The 19,112-nt window shown below is 42.6% G+C and carries 16 protein-coding genes, 1 other RNA gene and 1 other annotated feature; of the genes, 16 read left to right on the forward strand and 1 reads right to left on the reverse strand.

Translation table 11 applies throughout. The features are described 5' to 3' along the window. Positions 1-2: 2 nt before the first annotated feature. From LU279_RS05740 to LU279_RS05760, 5 genes are all read left to right on the forward strand, one after another. Positions 3-560, forward strand: coding sequence for a DUF5662 family protein (locus LU279_RS05740; RefSeq protein ID WP_330684571.1), 558 nt, complete (start codon positions 3-5; stop codon positions 558-560). A gap of 136 nt (positions 561-696) precedes the next feature. After that, entirely contained in the window at positions 697-1,071 is a 375-nt protein-coding gene (locus LU279_RS05745) for a GntR family transcriptional regulator (RefSeq protein ID WP_274421561.1), read from the forward strand. Between the two features lie 3 nt (positions 1,072-1,074). After that, the gene (locus tag LU279_RS05750) at positions 1,075-1,926 is read left to right on the forward strand and encodes an ABC transporter ATP-binding protein (RefSeq protein ID WP_330684572.1); all 852 of its coding nucleotides are present in this window, start codon (positions 1,075-1,077) and stop codon (positions 1,924-1,926) included. After that, positions 1,923-2,582 (forward strand): ABC-2 transporter permease, encoded by a 660-nt coding sequence (locus tag LU279_RS05755; RefSeq protein ID WP_274421562.1) that lies wholly within the window; start codon positions 1,923-1,925, stop codon positions 2,580-2,582. The genes LU279_RS05750 and LU279_RS05755 overlap by 4 nt, the downstream gene beginning before the upstream one ends. A gap of 105 nt (positions 2,583-2,687) precedes the next feature. Beyond that, complete coding sequence (locus LU279_RS05760; protein ID WP_274421564.1) at positions 2,688-3,788, forward strand: DUF362 domain-containing protein; 1,101 nt, start codon at positions 2,688-2,690, stop codon at positions 3,786-3,788. 227 nt (positions 3,789-4,015) lie between these two features. Here the strand turns inward: LU279_RS05760 and LU279_RS05765 are convergent, their stop codons facing one another. Next, positions 4,016-4,612 carry a cytidylate kinase-like family protein gene (locus tag LU279_RS05765; protein WP_274421565.1) on the reverse strand — a complete coding sequence of 199 codons (597 nt, stop codon included), beginning with the start codon at positions 4,610-4,612 and terminating at the stop codon, positions 4,016-4,018. Between the two features lie 473 nt (positions 4,613-5,085). On the opposite strand from LU279_RS05765, the gene LU279_RS05770 reads away from it, so the two are divergent. The 11 genes from LU279_RS05770 to LU279_RS05820 all read left to right on the forward strand — a co-directional run bounded on the left by LU279_RS05770 (position 5,086) and on the right by LU279_RS05820 (position 19,045). Next, the gene (locus tag LU279_RS05770; protein WP_274421566.1) at positions 5,086-6,033 is read left to right on the forward strand and encodes a cell wall hydrolase; all 948 of its coding nucleotides are present in this window, start codon (positions 5,086-5,088) and stop codon (positions 6,031-6,033) included. Between the two features lie 135 nt (positions 6,034-6,168). Beyond that, positions 6,169-7,665: a threonine synthase gene (gene thrC, locus LU279_RS05775; protein ID WP_274421567.1), complete on the forward strand. Its 1,497-nt coding sequence runs from the start codon at positions 6,169-6,171 to the stop codon at positions 7,663-7,665. A 215-nt stretch (positions 7,666-7,880) separates the two neighbouring features. Next, positions 7,881-8,058, forward strand: a non-coding RNA gene (ssrS, locus tag LU279_RS05780) — 6S RNA. A 108-nt stretch (positions 8,059-8,166) separates the two neighbouring features. Continuing rightward, entirely contained in the window at positions 8,167-9,219 is a 1,053-nt protein-coding gene (locus tag LU279_RS05785; protein WP_274421568.1) for an aldose epimerase family protein, read from the forward strand. Positions 9,220-9,313: 94 nt separating this feature from the next. Then, positions 9,314-10,612: a SpoIID/LytB domain-containing protein gene (locus LU279_RS05790; RefSeq protein WP_274421571.1), complete on the forward strand. Its 1,299-nt coding sequence runs from the start codon at positions 9,314-9,316 to the stop codon at positions 10,610-10,612. A gap of 127 nt (positions 10,613-10,739) precedes the next feature. Continuing rightward, positions 10,740-11,654: a YihY/virulence factor BrkB family protein gene (locus LU279_RS05795; RefSeq protein WP_274421572.1), complete on the forward strand. Its 915-nt coding sequence runs from the start codon at positions 10,740-10,742 to the stop codon at positions 11,652-11,654. Positions 11,655-11,716: 62 nt separating this feature from the next. Continuing rightward, positions 11,717-11,945, forward strand: a binding site (T-box leader). A 55-nt stretch (positions 11,946-12,000) separates the two neighbouring features. Further along, entirely contained in the window at positions 12,001-13,020 is a 1,020-nt protein-coding gene (gene pheS / locus LU279_RS05800; RefSeq protein ID WP_274421771.1) for a phenylalanine--tRNA ligase subunit alpha, read from the forward strand. Positions 13,021-13,191: 171 nt separating this feature from the next. Further along, positions 13,192-15,609 (forward strand): phenylalanine--tRNA ligase subunit beta, encoded by a 2,418-nt coding sequence (pheT, locus tag LU279_RS05805; protein WP_274421573.1) that lies wholly within the window; start codon positions 13,192-13,194, stop codon positions 15,607-15,609. Next, positions 15,609-16,223, forward strand: coding sequence for a histidine phosphatase family protein (locus LU279_RS05810; RefSeq protein ID WP_274421574.1), 615 nt, complete (start codon positions 15,609-15,611; stop codon positions 16,221-16,223). Before pheT ends, LU279_RS05810 begins: the two co-directional genes overlap by 1 nt. 173 nt (positions 16,224-16,396) lie before the next feature. Then, positions 16,397-18,028, forward strand: a complete 1,632-nt coding sequence (locus LU279_RS05815; RefSeq protein ID WP_274421575.1) for a MotA/TolQ/ExbB proton channel family protein — start codon at positions 16,397-16,399, stop codon at positions 18,026-18,028. A 12-nt stretch (positions 18,029-18,040) separates the two neighbouring features. Then, positions 18,041-19,045, forward strand: coding sequence for an OmpA family protein (locus tag LU279_RS05820; protein WP_274421576.1), 1,005 nt, complete (start codon positions 18,041-18,043; stop codon positions 19,043-19,045). Positions 19,046-19,112 lie beyond the last annotated feature (67 nt).

The raw sequence follows: 19,112 nt of genomic DNA on the forward strand, positions 1-19,112 counted from the left end.
CAGTGCATCCATGGCTTCATTTTAAGACGATTACCAGACACAAGCTTCTGGTGATGAAATACTGTTTCCGTATCGGACTTTACAAGCAAGGGCTTCTTCATGATCTGTCCAAATACTCGCCCTCAGAATTTCTGGTAGGATGTAAATATTATCAGGGAACGCGAAGCCCTAATAATGCGGAAAGAGAGGACATTGGGGTATCTACTTCATGGCTTCATCATAAAGGAAGAAACAAACATCATTTTGAACACTGGGTGGACTATTCACTGGATGGAGAGCATGTGATCATGGGGGCGCAGATGCCTCGTAAGTACGTGGCGGAAATGGTCATGGACAGGATCAGTGCATCCAGAAATTATCTGGGAGATGCCTATACAGAAAGTCAGCCTCTGGAATACTATCTGAAAAGCAAAGACAGTCTTTGGTTCATCCATCCCCGTACCAAAAAGGAACTGGAAGGGCTTTTAAGAATCCTGAATGATCATGGAGAAAAAAAGCTTCTGCATTATATAAAATATGTGTATCTGAAGCAGGAGCCGAAAAACTCAGTAAGATATTAAAAACAGAATAAAAGAATGAAGCTGTCTGCAGAAGATGGTTTCATTCTTTTTTTGTAAAAAGAAATGGAACAAACAGTATATAACACTTGACAACAGTTGTATGCTGTTATATACTGTTTGCACAGGAGGAGAAGATATGCATATCATTATTAACCATACATCCATGACTCCTATATATGAACAGATCGTATCACAGATCCGAGCGGACATCATTAATGGAAATCTGCTTCCGGGAACAGCGCTTCCGTCAGTCAGGATGCTTTCCCGTGAGCTGAAGATCAGCGCCCTGACTGTAAAAAAAGCATACGATTATCTGGAAGAAGAGGGGTTGGTGCACACTGTTCATGGAAAGGGCAGTTTTATTGCAGAGGCCAATCAGGGAATGATCATGGAAGAAAGAAGAAAAGAGCTGGAACATGATCTGGATGAGGCTGTCCGTAAAGGACGGGCAGGGGGACTGACAGATGAGGAGATCCGTGATCTGTTCCAGTTGATCATGGAGGGAGAATAAACTATGATTGCAGAACTTTGCCAGGTAAAAAAACAGTATAAAGATTTTGCTCTTGACTGTTCCATGGAGATTCAAAAGGACTGTGTGACCGGACTGATCGGCGCCAATGGAGCAGGAAAAAGTACAACCTTTAAAATGCTTCTGGGACTTGTACAGCCGGATTCCGGAGAAATACGGATTTTTGGAAAAAACAGAAAAGATCTGTCAGAAAAGGACAGAAGAGAAATTGGCACAGTTCTTTCGGACAGCTTTTTTTCCGGATATCTGACAGTAGATCAGCTGATGAATTTCCTGGGAGATTTTTATCCGGAATTTCAGAAACAGGAATTTGAGCAGCAGTGTCGTCGTTTCCAGCTTCCTGTGGATAAGAAATTGAAGGAATTTTCAACAGGAATGAAGGCAAAGCTGAAAATACTTTCTGCTATAAGTGTTAAGCCCAGATTTCTGATTCTGGATGAGCCTACAGCCGGACTGGATGTAATGTCCAGAGAAACCATTCTGGATCTTCTCAGAGAGTACATGGAGGTTCCTGGAAGAGGAGTTTTGATAAGCTCTCATATTTCTTCAGATCTGGAGCAGTTTTGTGATGAAATCTATATGATCCATCAGGGAAAAATCATTATGAGAGAGGAAACAGACAGGATTCTGGGAAATTACGGGGTATTGAAAATGGATAACAGAGCTTTCGGCTCCCTGGATAAAAGATATCTTCTCAGAATCAGAAAAGAAGCTTTCGGGTATAGCTGTCTTACGGATCAGAGATTATTTTATCAGGAAAATTATCCTGATATCACGGTGGAAAGAGGAACAGTAGATCAGGTGCTGACCATGATGACGAAAGGAGAAGCATTATGAAAGGATTTCTGAAAAAAGATCTTGCACTGCTTCGCAACACAGGAAAAGTATACTTTGCGGTGGTGGGAATGGGAATTATTTTAGGTCTTGTCAATAAGGAAATGAGAAGCTTTTCTTCCAGCTTTATCATGATCATGCTGGCGCTTACAGGAGTTTCCACCCTTTCTTATGATGATTTTGAAAATGGAATGCCATTTCTGATGAGTCTGCCTGTCAGCAGAAAAACTTATGTAAAAGAAAAGTATCTGCTCTGCTTTTTAGCCGGAATAGTAGGACTGATCATCTCTGCAATTTTGGGGATTGTGATATTTAAGATGCCTTTGATCCAGGGAGAAGAGCCGCTTTTATTTGTTTTTCCTGTTTATTTTGCTATTGCTGAGATCATGACAGCAGTAATGATTCCCACAAGAATTAAATTTGGTCCGGAAAGATCACGTATAGTGGGAATCGGACTTGTTATAGCTGTGTTCCTGGTTATTTTTTGTATTGGATACTTTTTAAAGCAGTTTTCTGTAGATACAGACGCTCTTATCAGAGCTGCTCAGGAAAATATTTCGGGGCTGGCGATTGTGCTGGGCATGATAGCATTTTATATAGTGATCATGCTGATCTCTTATATGTTCAGTGTGACAGTCCTTGAGAAAAAAGAATTCTGAAAATTTTGCGCCCCATGTTCCATATGGAAAAACACTGGAATTTTTATGGGAAATAAGGTATCCTGTAACAAACGCTGTTTATATGTTACAGGAGGAATTACATCAATGGAAAAAAATCAGATTTTTATAAAATGCGGAACAGAGTATAAAGAAATGACAAAAGAACTTCTGGCAGAAAGTGAATTGTCAGAGCTGATCGGGGATAAAAGCCGTCATATTGGGATCAAGCCAAACATGGTTTCTCCTTCTCATCCATCCAATGGAGCGACCACTCATGCTGAGGTTCTTGCAGGTATCATTGAATATCTTCAGGAAAGAGGATTCCGGAATCTGACGCTGATGGAAGGATCCTGGGTTGGAGACAAGACAATGGATGCATTTTATGCCTGTGGATATGACGTGCTCTGTGATGAGTACGGGGTAGCTTTTCACGACACACAAAAGGACAAAAGTTATACTGCAGATTGTGGGGGAATGGGGCTTCACATCTGCAATATAGTAAAAGATATTGATTTTCTTATTAATGTGCCTGTACTGAAAGGACACTGTCAGACAAAAATCACCTGCGCTCTTAAAAATATGAAAGGTCTGATCCCGAATTCGGAAAAAAGGCGCTTTCATTCACTGGGACTTCACAAGCCGATTGCACATCTGAATATGGGAATCCGTCAGGATTTCATTGTGGTCGATAATATCTGCGGGGATCTGGATTTTGAGGACGGAGGACATCCAGTTGTGATGAATCGGGTGCTGACAGGTCGTGATCCGGTTTTGATAGATGCCTATGTGTGTAATATGATGCATTATGAGGTTTCTGATGTTCCCTATGTGGAGCTGGCAGGCAGACTGGGAGTGGGATGCTCTGATATTGAGAAAGCAGATATCCGGGTGTACGGAGCAGATACAGCAGAGCAGCTTCCAAAATCACGCAAAGTTGTAGAACTGGCGGATGCCGTTGAGGAAGTAGAATCCTGCAGCGCCTGCTATGGCTATCTGATTCCCGCCCTTGATATGCTGAAACAGGAAGGACTTCTGGAAAAACTCCACGAAAAAATACATATCGGACAGGGATACCGGGGAAAAACAGGAGAACTTGGTATTGGAAATTGTACAAAGAATTACCGTCATCATCTGGAAGGATGTCCCCCGGTAGAAACAGAAGTATATAAATTTTTGAAGGATTATATCGAAAATCATCAGAATTAAACGAAAGATCACCGGCTGCGATTTTGAACAGCCGGTGATTTATTATGATAACCATAAATAAAAACTCTGTTTATTATACAGATTGAAAAACTGCTGTATTTATATATTGTAGATTTTCTGCATAAGTGAGTACCTACAGACTGATAAAACAGGTATAAAAAATTTTACAGGATCTAAAAATATCTGTCGGGATATCAGGAAAAGACTCCATGATTCAGAAATTGGGTTTAGCATTCTCTGGCAGCTTCTGTGAGAATTTCCAGAATCTGATCCTGGGTAAAACGACTGCTGTCGATGCACAGGTCATATTGGCTGAGGTCTGTCCATTTGGCGTCTGTAAAAAATTCATAATAAGCCCGGCGTTCTTTATCTGTCCGTTTTACCATTTTTCGGGCGCTGCGCTCTTCCCTGCCTGTCCGCGCCTGTACATTTCTGACTCGGAGATCAAAAGGAGCATGAATAAATACGCTGAGAGAATGACCTTTGAGAATCTGGTTGGCGCAGCGTCCAACAATGACGCAGCTTCCTTTTTCCGCCAGAGAAAGAATGATATCTCTCTGAGCTTCATAGAGAACATCATTCATGGGAAGCGTATAGAAGTCAGGAGTGATCTGAACATCATGATCGCCGGAAAAACGCCATTGGTGAGGCTTTTTTTCATCTACTTTTGCAAGTTCGTGGAAAGGAATCTGCTTTTCTTTTCCGGCAAGTTCGATCAGCTCCTTGTCATAAAATGCATAACCAAGCTTTTCTGCAAGGGCTTTTCCAAGCACCCGGCCTCCGCTTCCATACATTCGATTGATGGTAATAATACGTTTACTCATATGGAGTCCTCCCTTCTGAACACGCTTTTTATGTATTTTTATCATATCACAATTATCTGGTAATTTCCACGAAAACTTTTTAAAAATATAAAAAATATAGAAAGAAAGCACAAATATATCAGAAAATATAAAACAGTAGTTTTTAGATGAAAAATGCAAAGTTATGTTTAAAAAAGCAGGAACAGAAAAATTTTTTCTGTCGGAAACCGGCGATGTAAAATGGTTGACGAAGATACTGAATGTGCCTATAATGATTTCAGAAAATGTAATTTTTTCTTAAAAAATGATTTTTGTTACATAAAAAAGTGATGAAAATTCAATGGATTTATGCTGTGTAATTGGTGAAATAGTATAAAGTCAAAAAAAATAGCTTGACATATGAGCCGATATTAAATATAATTTTCCTATGCATTACGAAAATGTTACAAAAGAAATAATAGATGACATAATAAAAATGCAAGGAATGTAAAACTATGAGAAACAGAAAAGTATCACAGAATCATGAATTACAGAAAGGAAACAGATCAACAGGAAATGCTTCGCTGCATGCGTTTCTTTCACTGAGCGCATGTGCTCTGGCGGCAGTTGGTATCCTGGTAGGCGGAAGGCTTACAGGCAGTGAACGGGAACAGGAGGTTTATGCTGCTTCCGAAGCAGAAAGTACATATGATTTTTCCGAAGGAAGCGACTATGAGCTGCCTACAGGAATTGCAGGGGTGGCTTCCGGACTCAGTGCGACTCCGGCAGAGGGATCTGATATATACCGGATCGGAACTTCCTGTGAACATGTAGTGGTAGGGCAGAGAGTTCAGAGAGTCGGAAAAAGCGCAGAGGGGCTTGACCTCAGCGAATCTATGGCAGCGGCTGTCAATGACTTTGATTCCAAAATGGTATCCATGTCATCTTCTGCAACCATGATGTCAGATGAGGATTATCAGAATCTTCTGCAGATCGTAGAGGCGGAAGCAGGAACTGAGGACATCAAGGGACGTGTTCTTGTAGCCAATGTGATCATGAACCGTGTGGAGCATCCGGAGTTTCCGGACACCGTAACGGATGTGATCTGGGAATATGACAATGGAGTGCCTCAGTTTTCACCGGTGGCAGACGGACGTATCAATGAAGTCACAGTGACAGAGGAAACAAGAGAAGCGGTCAGACAGGCATTGGAAGGTACGGATTATTCTCAGGGAGCCCTGTTTTTTATCCAGAAATCAGCAGCGGAAAAACACAATATTGCCTGGTTTGAGAAAGACCTTGTAAAATTGTTCAAACATGGTGTTCATGAATTTTATACCTATCCGGAAGAGGTACCTGCAGACAAAGAAGCTTCCGAAAAACAGAACACGGAAAAATCCGGAAAAAGCAAAAAGAACAAAAAATCAGATTCTGATCTGGTGCAGATGGTAAAAGCAGAATAAAAATAAAATACACGCCCTGCGGAAAACTCCGCAGGGTTTTCTGCGCCTTTTTGTGATGTTACTATGGTATTTTGTTAAAGTTCATGATACAATGGTGCAAAAATAAATTATAACAGAAGAAAGGCAGGAACAACAATGCAGGTATTATATAAAAGTACCAGAGGTAAAAAAGAAGAAACAGTAACAGCCTCTATGGCAATTTTAAAGGGGCTTTCAGAGGATGGAGGTCTGTTTGTTCCTACGTCCATTCCCAGTCTTGACGTACCTATGGACCGTCTTTCAGAAATGACATATCAGGAAACCGCTTATGAGGTTATGAGCCGTTTTCTTACAGATTTTACAGAGGAGGAACTGAAAGACTGTATTGCCAGAGCATATGATTCCAAATTTGATACAGAAGAAATCGCTCCTGTGAAAAAAGCAGGGGGAGTATATTTTCTGGAACTGTTCCATGGTTCTACCATTGCGTTTAAAGATATGGCTCTTTCGATTCTTCCTCATCTGATGACAACTGCAGCCAGAAAAAATCATGTAAAGAATGAGATCGTTATTCTTACTGCCACCTCAGGTGATACAGGCAAAGCGGCAATGGCCGGATTTGCCGATGTACCGGGAACCAGGATCATTGTTTTTTATCCTAAGAACGGTGTCAGTGCCATCCAGGAAAAACAGATGGTCACACAAAAAGGTAAAAATACCTCAGTGGTGGGTATCACGGGCAACTTTGACGATGCTCAGAGCGCAGTTAAGAGGATGTTTAATGATCCGGAGCTGGCAGCAGAACTTGACAGAAAAGGATTTCAGTTTTCTTCTGCTAATTCCATTAATATCGGCCGTCTTGTACCTCAGATCGTATATTATGTTTATGCGTATGCAAAACTGGTAAAAGCAGGTGAGATCCAGGCAGGTGAAAAAATCAATATCACAGTTCCCACAGGAAACTTCGGAAACATCCTTGCTGCCTATTATGCCAAACAGATGGGACTGCCTGTTCATAAATTGATCTGCGCATCCAATGAAAACAGAGTTCTCTATGATTTCTTCCGAACAGGAACTTATGACAGAAAACGTGAATTTATACTGACAGCTTCTCCTTCCATGGATATTCTGATCTCCAGTAACCTGGAACGTCTGATCTATCGTCTTGCCGGAGAGGATTCTCAGGCATGCGCTGAGCTTATGAGATCCCTGAGCGAAGGCGGAGAGTATACGATCACAGAAGAAATGAAAAAGGGACTGGAAGATTTTTATGGAAATTACTGTAGTGAGGGAGAGACAAGAGAGGCGATCAGCGCTACCTGGTATGGCAGTGATTATGTGATCGATCCCCATACGGCAGTGGCTGCAGGGGTATACCAGAAATATCTCCGTGAAACAGAGGACACCACTCCTGTTGTGATCGCGTCTACAGCAAGTCCGTATAAGTTTGCAAAAAGTGTGATCACTGCTATTTCTGACAGATATGATGGTCTGGATGATTTTGCGCTTTGCGATGCGCTGTCTGCGCTTAGCGGGATCAGACTTCCGGCGGCAGTGGAAGAGATCCGTACAGCGCCGGTGCTTCATGATACGGTGGTGGCTCCCGGGGAGATGCCTGCGGCAGTCAGAAAAATTCTCGGAATTTTAGATTGATACGCAGAAGTATTGTATCATGCAGATGTTTTGAAATGATGGTTGGTATGGCTTCTCTGGCTTTTGTCATGCAGATGCCAGAATACATCGGAGGACAGTGATGTGCCGGCAGTTATATTCTATACAGTTACTTTATACAAATTTTATTGTTTACATTACAAATAATATGTTGAAAAAAAACATATAATAGAGTACAATAGTAATAACAGAAAAGAGAAATCCTGGAATGTGCGAGGCCCCTTTTTATTTTGAACCTACATTGACATGAAGGGAATCCAACATCGCAGATCGTGATGTCAGACCTCTCGTTGTGGTAGGCAGATCATCTGTTGAGGACACCCACCTGGCTTCGGCTAGGCGTCAAAAGGAAGGGAACGGCATTCCGGGACTTTCTGTAAAAAGCGAGCCATATACAGGGCTCTTTTTTATTTATGAAAATGATTCCAGAATGTGCCGATGGACATTAAATAAAAAATACATGGTATTGCGGGAGGAAACGACATGGTAACAGAAAAAAACTTTGGAACACTGCCGGACGGAGAAGTAAAATGTTTTCATCTGGAAAATGCATCAGGCGCTTACGCAGAGGTGCTTTCATTTGGAGCTGTGGTTACAAAGCTCTGTGTGCCTGACCGTCAGGGGAATTTAACAGATGTAGTTCTGGGATACGATACACTGGAAGGCTATATGAAAAACGGATGCTTTTTCGGTGCATGTATCGGACGCAGCGGAAACAGAATAGAAGGCGGACGTTTTAAACTGGATGGACAGGAAGTGGTCCTTACTCAGAACGAGGGAAACAATAATCTTCACAGCGGTCCGGACGGTTTTGAAAAAAAACTCTGGACAGCAAAGCACATAGATCAGGAAAATAACAGCGTAACATTTTCCCGGATCAGTCCGGATGGAGAAAACGGATTCCCGGGAGAATTTGATATCAGTGTTACATATGAATTTACAGAAAACAATGCGCTGCGTATTGTTTACACAGGAGTATGTGATCAGACAACGGTTGCCAATATGACAAACCATTCTTACTTTAACCTTGCAGGTGAAGGCAGCGGAAATGTTCTGGACCAGTATCTGACTATTCATGCTCAGTCCTACACTCCGGTGAGAGAGGATTCCATTCCTCTGGGAGAAAACGTTCCGGTAGAAGGAACGCCTATGGATTTCCGAAAAGAAAAACAGATTGGAAAAGATATTGAGGCAGACTTTGAACAGCTGAGATTTACAGGAGGATTCGACCACAATTATGTGACAGACGGATATACTCAGGCAGAGATCAGAGAAATTGCCTGCGCTCGTTGTGAAGAAACAGGAGTTGTGATGGAAGTTCTCAGTGATTGTCCTTGTGTTCAGTTTTATGCAGGAAACTTTGTGGAACAGGAAAATGGTAAAAACGGACATATTTATGATAAAAGAGACGGCTTCTGTCTGGAAACACAGGTAGAGCCAAATGCTGTAAATGTAGAAGAGTTCCATTCTCCGGTTTTGGAAAAAGGAGAACGTTATTATTCCGAAACCGTTTATCGTTTTTCAGTGAGAGATTAAACATATTTTCTGGTTTTTCTCATATAATGGTAATATGAGGAAAACCAGAAATTTTTTTAAATATCAGATTTTATTTTTAATTCTTTTTTTGTGGATGATGCTGTTAAACAGTGTGGCAGAGGTGCGGCTGAAAGAAAAGCAGGAATACATAAAAGTGGCTCAGCAGCAGACAGATTCCAATAAAACAACTTTGAAAGATCAGAAGCGCAGCATAGAAGAGGATAATCCTGAAAAACCAGAGCCACAGAATGTCGAAAATGTAAACGAAAGTTCGGTTACAGAAAAATCAATCACAGAGACTGGAAGTGAAGAAGCTGGAAACATTCGGGTTCTTCTTATGACAACAGATTATCAGTCATATTTTCATCCTCAGGTAACTGCCTTGCGTGATGGAAAGGAGATTATCTGCGACTTTGAAAGTATGTCAGTTTCAGAGGAACCTATGGTGATACCGGCTCACAAAAATGGGATACAGCTTACTTCGCTGGAAAGACAGTGCGGAAATCCTGTTTATCAGGGGACTATTGAGATACAGAGAACCGATCAGGGCTTTACGGTGATCAATGAGCTGCCTCTGGAAACTTATCTGGAAGCAGTGGTACCAAGTGAAATGCCTTCCACCTATCAGAAAGAAGCTTTGAAAGCTCAGGCCGTATGCGCCAGGACTTATGCATGGAAACAGATGCAGGAAGGACGACTTTCAAAGTATGGAGCAGATGTAGACGATAGTGTAAACTTTCAGGTGTATCAGAATATTTCCCCTCAGCAAAAAACATCAGAGGCGGTCAGAGAAACAGAGGGAAAAATTCTCTGCCAGAATGGAGAGCCTGTTCAGGCATATTATTTTTCTACTTCTTCCGGGGCTACCAGCACAGATGAAATATGGGGAGCGGAAGAACCTGCGCCTTATCTGAAAAGTGTTGACTGCAGATTTGATGCAGAAGAGCCGTGGAGTCGATGGGAAACAGAGATTTTGTGGGAGACTCTGGAAAGCCGTGCCCGGGAAATCCAGGGAGATTCCGGAAAGCTTCTTGGTGTTTCTGTTTCCAGAGTAAATCAGAGCGGCGCTGTAACGGGGCTTCAGATAAATACAGAAACCGGGGATTTTCTGGTTGAGACAGAGTATGAGATCCGGCAGTTTTTGTCCCCGGAGGGCAGTATGATCACAGAAAAAGACGGAACCCAGGTACAGGGAGGAAAGCTTCTTCCAAGCGCTTATTTTGAAATCAGCGCAAAACCGGGAGAGTCCGTGATTCTCACAGGCGGCGGCTACGGTCATGGTGTGGGAATGAGTCAGACAGGAGCGGATCAGATGGCGGAACAGGGGTATACCTGCCAGGAGATTCTTGAGTACTTTTTCAAAAATATTGAAATCCTGCAGATTGGGAGCTGAAAAAGCGCTGCGGCTCATATGCTTGTCACAGGAATCTTTTCATGATATCATAAATAAGAGACGTATCTGACTTCTGACATTGGACAGAAAATAAACCGTCGTAAGCTGGATAACGGGAGAAGTAATTATGGAAAAGAAGAATGATAAGGGGGCTCTTCATCTGGCTCTTGGCTTTATGGAGAGAATGAGAACAGATCATGTCAGTGCATATGCGGCTCAGGCAGCGTACTTTCTGATCATGTCTTTTATTCCTTTTGTTTTGTTCCTCACCGCGATTGTACAGTACACACCTCTGACCTACCGGGAAGTACGTCAGGCAATCATGAGTGTTGTACCGGAAAATCTGCAGGGATTTGTTTTGAATATAGTGGCTGAGGTTTTTTCAAAAAGCGCTGCGGTGCTGCCGTTGTCTGCGCTGGTGGCGTTATGGTCCTCAGGAAAAGGAATGCAGGCCCTGATCAATGGTCTGAACACTATTTACCATGTAAAGGAAACGCGAAACTGGCTGGTAAACAGAATTTACTCCATGTTTTATATGCTTTTGTTCGTACTTGCCCTGATCGCCAGTCTTTTGCTTCTGGTTATGGGAAGCAGAATCCATGTTCTGATTTCCAGATATATTCCGTTTCTGGGAAATATGATCGGCAGGATCCTGGGGGCAAAAACGTTTCTGGTATTTGTGATGCTGTTTCTTGTATTTCTGGTTTTGTACCGGTATCTGCCAAACAGAAGGGCAGCTTTGAAAAGTCAAGTTCCGGGAGCTTTTCTGACAGCAGTGGCATGGTCTGTGTTTTCATATCTGTTTTCTTTGTATTTTACATTTTTTCCGGATTTCAGTATCATGTACGGAAGCCTTTCTACTTTGATTCTTGTTATGGTATGGCTGTATTTCTGCATGAATCTTCTTCTGTACGGAGCAGAGATCAACGCTTACTTTGAAAATCAGTTTCGTCAGGCAAAAATGTCTTTCTGGCAGCTGATTGCGAGAAAACGCAGAGAATGGAAGCTGGAGCGGAAAAAAGAAAACGATAAAAAAGCATGAAATAAAAAAATAGCTGAAAAATCTTGACAGGAAAATTTTTCTGTGGCATAGTAAACAAAGACATAAAAGCGTCGAAGGCGTTATAGGGAGTTGTTTTCTTTCAGAGAGAAGAAGTCACCGGCTGCAAGCTTCTTTAAGTTCAGACAGTTCCTCAGTTTCCCGCCGGAGCCGCATTTCTGAACCCCCTCAGGGGCAGTAGGAAATGACGTAGCTGCGCGTTAAGCAGATACTTTGAGCGCCTGTATGTATATGCAGGAAACAGGGTGGTACCGCGGATATTCCGTCCCTCTTTTGAGGGGCGGTTTTTTATTATGAAAAAAGAAAAAAGGAGAATACAACCATGGATATGAAGGAAAAACTTCAGGAACTGGCAGAAGCAGCCAGAAAACGTATTGAAGAAGCTGAAGGTCCTGAAAAACTCAATGAAGTAAAGGTAGCTTACCTTGGCAAAAAAGGCGAGCTGACAGCTATTTTAAAGAGCATGAAAGATGTTGCTCCGGAAGACCGTCCGAAAGTAGGACAGCTGGTAAATGAGACCAGAGCAAAAATTGAGGAGCTTCTGGAAACTTCCAGAAAGAAACTGGAAGAGGCTGCCCGTGAAGAAAAAATGAAAGCAGAGGTTATTGATGTAACTCTTCCTGCAAAGAAATCAATGATCGGACACCGTCATCCAAATACCATTGCCCTGGAGGAAGTGGAAAGAATCTTTATCGGAATGGGTTATGAAGTAATAGAAGGTCCTGAGGTGGAGTATGCAGATTATAACTTTACCAAATTGAATATTCCGGAAGACCATCCGGCAAGAGATGAGCAGGATACCTTTTTCATTAACAACTCTATTCTGCTCCGTTCTCAGACATCTCCGGTACAGGCCCGTACTATGGAAGAAGGCAAACTGCCTATCCGTATGATCGCTCCGGGACGTGTGTTCCGTTCTGACGAGGTGGATGCAACACATTCTCCTTCCTTCCATCAGATCGAAGGCCTTGTGATTGATAAAAATATTACTTTTGCAGATCTGAAGGGAACACTTCAGGAGTTTGCAAGAGAGCTGTTTGGACCGGAAACAAAAACAAAATTCCGTCCACATCATTTCCCGTTTACAGAGCCAAGTGCAGAGGTGGATGTATCCTGCTTTAAATGCGGCGGAAAAGGCTGCCGTTTCTGTAAAGGCTCCGGATGGATCGAGATTCTGGGCTGCGGAACCGTTCATCCAAACGTTCTCCGTATGTGCGGCATTGATCCTGATGAATATACAGGCTTCGCTTTCGGTGTGGGTCTTGAGAGAATCGCACTTCTGAAATATGAGATCGACGACATGAGACTTCTCTACGAAAACGATATCCGCTTCCTGAAGCAGTTCTAGTAAAGACAACTATACAAAAAAGAGTATGAACTGATACGGCGATATGAAATGCTGGATTCCGGAATGAAAAATGTTCTGGAAAAGACAGGGGAAAACTAACAGAAGCGTGTATTTATTTTCTGTAGAGAAGCACGAATTTATATATAAACAATTAGAAAGGTGGATATAAACATGAATACATCAATGTCCTGGATTAAAAAGTATGTGCCGGATCTGGATGTGACAGCTCAGGAATATACAGATGCCATGACTTTATCAGGAACAAAGGTTGAGGGCTTTGAAAAGCTGGACGCAGACCTGGAAAAAATCGTAATCGGGCAGATTGAAAAAATAGAAAGACACCCGGACGCAGATAAGCTTATTATCTGTCAGGTAAATGTGGGAACAGAAACTGTACAGATCGTAACCGGCGCTCCCAATGTAAAAGAAGGAGACAAGGTTCCAGTAGTTTTAGACGGCGGACGTGTGGCAGGCGGCCACGATGGTAAAAAAGCTCCAGGCGGTGTAAAAATCAAAAAAGGCAAACTTCGCGGGGTAGAGTCTTTTGGTATGATGTGTTCTATTGAAGAACTTGGAAGCACAAGAGAAATGTATCCGGAGGCTCCGGAATATGGAATCTATATTTTTCCGGAGGATGCTCCAGTAGGTGAAAGCGCTGTCAAAGAGCTTGGACTTGACGATGTTGTTTTTGAATATGAGATCACATCCAACCGTGTAGACTGCTATGGCGTTCTGGGTATTGCCAGAGAGGCAGCAGCAACTTTTGACAAAAAATTCTGTCCGCCTGTTGTAAAAGCCACAGGGAATGACGAGAATGTTTCTGACTATATTAAAGTAACAGTACAGGATCCAAAGCTTTGCCCCCGCTATACAGCAAGGGTGGTAAAAAATGTAAAGATCGGTCCTTCACCGAAATGGATGCAGAGATGTCTGGCTGCCAATGGAATCCGCCCGATCAATAATCTGGTTGACATTACAAATTATGTAATGGAAGAATATGGACAGCCTATGCATGCATATGATCTGGATTTGATCGAAGGAAATGAGATTATTGTGCGCAGAGCAGAAAACGGAGAAAAATTTGTTACTCTGGACGGACAGGAACGTACAATGGATGAAAACGTTCTGATGATCTGCGACGGTAAAAAGCCGGTAGGTATTGCGGGAATCATGGGCGGTGAAAACTCCATGATTACAGATCAGGTAAAAACAGTACTTTTTGAAGCTGCCTGCTTTGATGGTACAAATATCCGCCTGTCTTCCAAGAGAATCGGTCTTCGTACCGATGCATCCGGTAAGTTTGAAAAAGGTCTTGATCCCAATAATGCACAGGCAGCTATTGACCGCGCATGCCAGCTGATGGAAGAGCTTGGCGCAGGTGAGGTTGTGGGAGGAATGGCAGATGTGCGCAGTGAAACAAGAGAGCCATCCAGAGTAGCTTTTGAGCCGGAAAAAATCAATGCGCTTCTGGGTACAGACCTTACAAAAGAAGAAATGCTGGAATACCTTGCAAGAGTGGAACTGACTCTTGATCCGGAAACAAATGAGATCGTAGCGCCTACTTTCCGTCAGGATATCCACTGTATGGCAGATGTGGCAGAGGAAGTTGCAAGATTTTTCGGTTATGATAAGATTCCGACCACACTTCCAACCGGAGAGGCTACTACAGGTCGTCTTCCTTTTAAGCTGAGAATTGAGCAGATTGCAAGAGATATTGCGGAATACTGCGGATTTTCCGAGGCAATGAGTTACTCTTTTGAAAGTCCAAAGGTATTTGACAAACTGCGTATTTCTGAGGACAGCGAGCTGAGAAAGGCTATTACCATCAGCAATCCTCTTGGAGAAGATTACAGTATCATGCGTACTACAACTCTGCACGGAATGCTTTCTTCTCTCGGAACAAACTATAACAGAAGAAATAAAGACGTACGTCTTTATGAGATCGGCAAGGTTTATCTTCCGAAAGCGCTGCCTCTTACAGAGCTTCCTGATGAGAGAGTTCATTTTACTCTTGGTATGTACGGAGCTGGCGACTTCTTTGACATGAAAGGTGTTTGCGAAGAGTTCTTTGAAAAAGCAGGCATGAAGAAAAAAGTTACCTATACACCGGACAGTAATAAGTCATATCTCCATCCGGGAAGACAGGCAAATATCATTTATAATGGAAAAATTGTAGGCTATCTTGGAGAGGTTCACCCAATTGTTGCAGATAATTACAATATTGGTGAAAAAGCCTATGTTGCAGTGATCGATATTCTGGATATTCTGGAATTTGCAGGATTTGCTCATAAATTCACAGGAATTGCAAAATATCCGGCAGTTACCCGTGATTTAAGTATGGTTGTCCCGAAGAATGTTCTTGCAGGTCAGATTGAAGAAATTCTGGATCAGAGAGGCGGAAAAATCCTGGAATCCTATGAGCTCTTTGATATTTATGAGGGCGCTCAGATCAAGGAAGGATATAAATCTATGGCCTACTCTGTTGTATTCCGCGATCATGATAAAACACTGGAAGAGGCTGAGATTACAGCAGCTATGAAAAAAATCCTGAATGGTCTTACAAATCTTGGAATCGAGCTGAGAAGCTGATGAAACTTTATATTCTGAGACATGGAAAAACAGAATGGAACCGTTTGGGCAAGGTTCAGGGATGCGTGGATATTCCCCTTGCAGAAGAAGGGATTTCTCTTGCTGCCAAAGTAGGAGAAACGCTGAAAGAGGTTCCTTTTGATCTCTGCTTTACCAGCCCTCTTACAAGAACCAGACAGACTGCAGAGCTTGTTCTGGGGGAGAGGGCAAAGCAGATTCCGGTTATTGTGGATCCAAGGATCCAGGAGATCAATTTTGGTGTTCTGGAAGGATCCAGATTTAAGGATGAAAACGGAACGATCCTCAGTGAGGAAATGAAGATCTTTTTTACAGATCCGAAAAATTTTGTCCGTCCGGAAAACGGGGAAAATATTTCAGATATTCTGAAAAGAACAGAAGAATTCTGGAAAGAGATCACAACAGATCCGGATCTGCAGGATAAAACGATTCTGATTTCTTCCCATGGATGCGCTGTGCGGGCTCTGCTTCAGAACATTTATCATGATCCGGAAAATTTCTGGCATGGCTGTGTTCCTCCTAATTGCAGCATCAATCTTGTGGAAGTAAAAGACGGACAGGCGTTTCTGATAGAAGAAGACAAAATATATGCATAAAAGCCCGGGCTGCCGCGAATGATTTCGCGGCAGCTTTTTTAGGTCATAGTTAGCTGAATATTACAGCTTGTACTGATACATGTGATATGATATTATGGAAAAAAGGGAGAATTGTGCGTTTATTTGCCCGCTGTACAGGGCGGAGTTTAAGACAATAACCAAGGAGGCTTACTATGAGGAAAAAAGTTGTAAATGTTGTTTTGTTTCTTGCGGTGCTGACAGCCGCAGTAGCCATGACTCTGTATGTAGGACAGGGTGCGGTAAGTGTTATGGTTTATAACTTTATCTTTCTTGGCGTCATGGTGGCGATTTATGTTGTGGGAATGTTTGGAGGGATGTTCCGGATGAACCACCTTACTCAGGCGCTTGAGAATGCAGCTGCAGAGCTGGGGAATCTTTTTCATAAACCGGGAAGGATCGAAACAGATCAGGTGGAAACACTGAATGGTGTTTTTCATCATCCATATCTTGACGGAACAATGAATTCCTTTATCGATGGTGTCCTGAAAAGTGAAGAGGGAATTGATGATATTGAAGAGTACCTCAATGAAGAGGAACTGGATAATCATATACATAAACGTCTTCTGGAAATGGTGCCGGATATTTTTACAAGTCTTGGTATTCTGGGAACCTTTGTGGGATTGGTGTGGGGACTCAAAAATTTTGAGCCTTCCAATTATGAGGCTATGACTACCTCGGTTGCTTCTCTTGTAGATGGCATCAAAGTTGCTTTTCTCACCTCCATTTATGGAATTTCTCTGTCCATCGTCTATACTTATGGAATGAAGATCGAGTATTCTTCCATGGCAGAAGCTTTGCAGGCATTTCTGGCAAAGTTTCACAGCCATGTAATGCCTTCAGCGGAAAATGAGTCGAGAAATCTTCTGATTTCCAGTCAGAAGATCCAGACAGCAGCCATGAATCAGATGGCGGAACAGTTTTCTGTACAGATGGCGGACAGCTTTGAGAAAGTGATCACCCCTACCTTCAAAAAAATGAATGATTCTCTGGATACTTTGGTATCTTCTGTTACCCGGTGCCAGGAGGATGCGATCCGGGAGATTTTGAATGTATTTTTAAAGGAAATGAACGATTCTTTCGGAGTGCAGTTTTCAGAGTTTGGGAAAACTTTATCCCAGTTAAAAGAGGCTCAGGCAGACAATGTGAATTACACTACAAATCTTTACCAGGCAATGAGCAGTCAGCTTAGCGATTCTTATGCCCGGCATGAGCAGATCATGAAAAAGATCATGGAAGATGCAGGCGCTTCTCAGAAAGAATATATTGAGACAGCTAACCGTATTGTTCAGGATAACCAGCAGATCCAGAAACAACAGCAGGCAGACTATCAGCATCTTGCCGATTATCTCAAGGAGGCGGAAACTTCCTCTGCAAAATTCTGGGTGGCCTGCAATCAGACCATGCAGAAGTATGTGGAAGCTGCGGCTCAGGGTATGGACAGAGTTTCTTCTGCCGGCAGAGTGAGCGGAGAGGTTCTTGCTGCCAATAAACGGGTAGTCGAGGAATTTGATGCAAAAATGCAGGAATTTGCAGAATATCAGAAAAGATCCTACCGCACGATGGAGCAGGTTCGAAGACTGCTTGCGGACATTTCTGTGTCGAAAAATAACGGAGAGATCCGTCTCAGTGCAGGGAAGACTGTTCAGACGGAATCTTTGGATCAGCTGAAAGAAATCCTGGAAAACCAGGGAGAACAGCAGCAGGAACTTCTGGAAGAAATGTCGGAAAATATACGGGAACTTTCCCGAAATGCACAGAAAGGAAAATTTGGCTTATTCAGATAAAAGGAGAAGCAGATGCGCAAAAGAAAAAAATCAGATGACAGGGGATTTAATGTCTGGCGTTCTTATTCAGATATGATGGCGGGCGTGTTGCTTTTGTTTGTACTGATCATGTGCGTGACATTGTTTCAGGCGCAGAAAAGCTATAATGAAAGCATAGAAGAGCGGGATGAAAAGATTGCCCTGCAGGAGGAATATACTCTGGAGATTCTTGCCCAGCAGAATGAGCTGAATAAAAAAGAAGGACAGTTAAAAGATCAGAATGAGCAGCTGAAAACCCAGGATGAAAAACTGAAAGATCAGGAAACTCTGCTTTCGGAGCTGGCGGCCAAGCTGAAGGATCAGGAGGCGACCCTGAGTACGCAGAAAGCAGATCTGGATGAAAAGACAGCTCTTTTGAAGGAACAGCAGGCTCAGATCGATCAGATCATTGGTGTAAAGGCAGATGTGATCGAAGCTCTGAGACAGGAATTCGCAAAAAATAATATCAATGTGGATATTGATACACAGACAGGAGCCCTGACCCTGGAGGCAAGTGTTTTGTTTGACTATGACCAGGCTGAGCTTACCGAAGAAGGAAAGCAGGCATTGGAGCAGGTTCTTCCCATTTACTGCAAGGTTCTGCTGCAGGAAAACTACAGAAAATATCTGGCGGAGATCATTATTGACGGATATACGGATACAGATGGCGACTACAGCTATAACCTGTATCTGTCCCAGCAGCGTTCTCTGGCTGTAGCTCAGTATCTTCTGGATATTCAGGGGAATTTCCTTAATGAAGATCAGAGCCGCCAGCTTCAGGACTATCTTACAGTCAATGGTCACTCTATGGCAAACCCCATTCTGGATGCCAGCGGAAACGTAGATAAAGATGCATCCAGACGAGTAGAGGTGAAGTTCCGGCTGAAAGATGATGAGATGATAGAAGAGCTGAACAAGGTGATGACAGAAACCAATACAAAAAACAACAAAACAGATAGTGCAGAGAAAAAAACAGCGGAAAAATCACAGGAGCAGTAGATTTTCTAAAATATAAAATGACATATTTCAGGAACAATAACTGCGGATACGGCATAAAATAAAAACA

It is taken from the genome of Blautia sp. XA-2221, assembly GCF_028767025.1.
Taxonomy (GTDB): domain Bacteria; phylum Bacillota; class Clostridia; order Lachnospirales; family Lachnospiraceae; genus Blautia_A.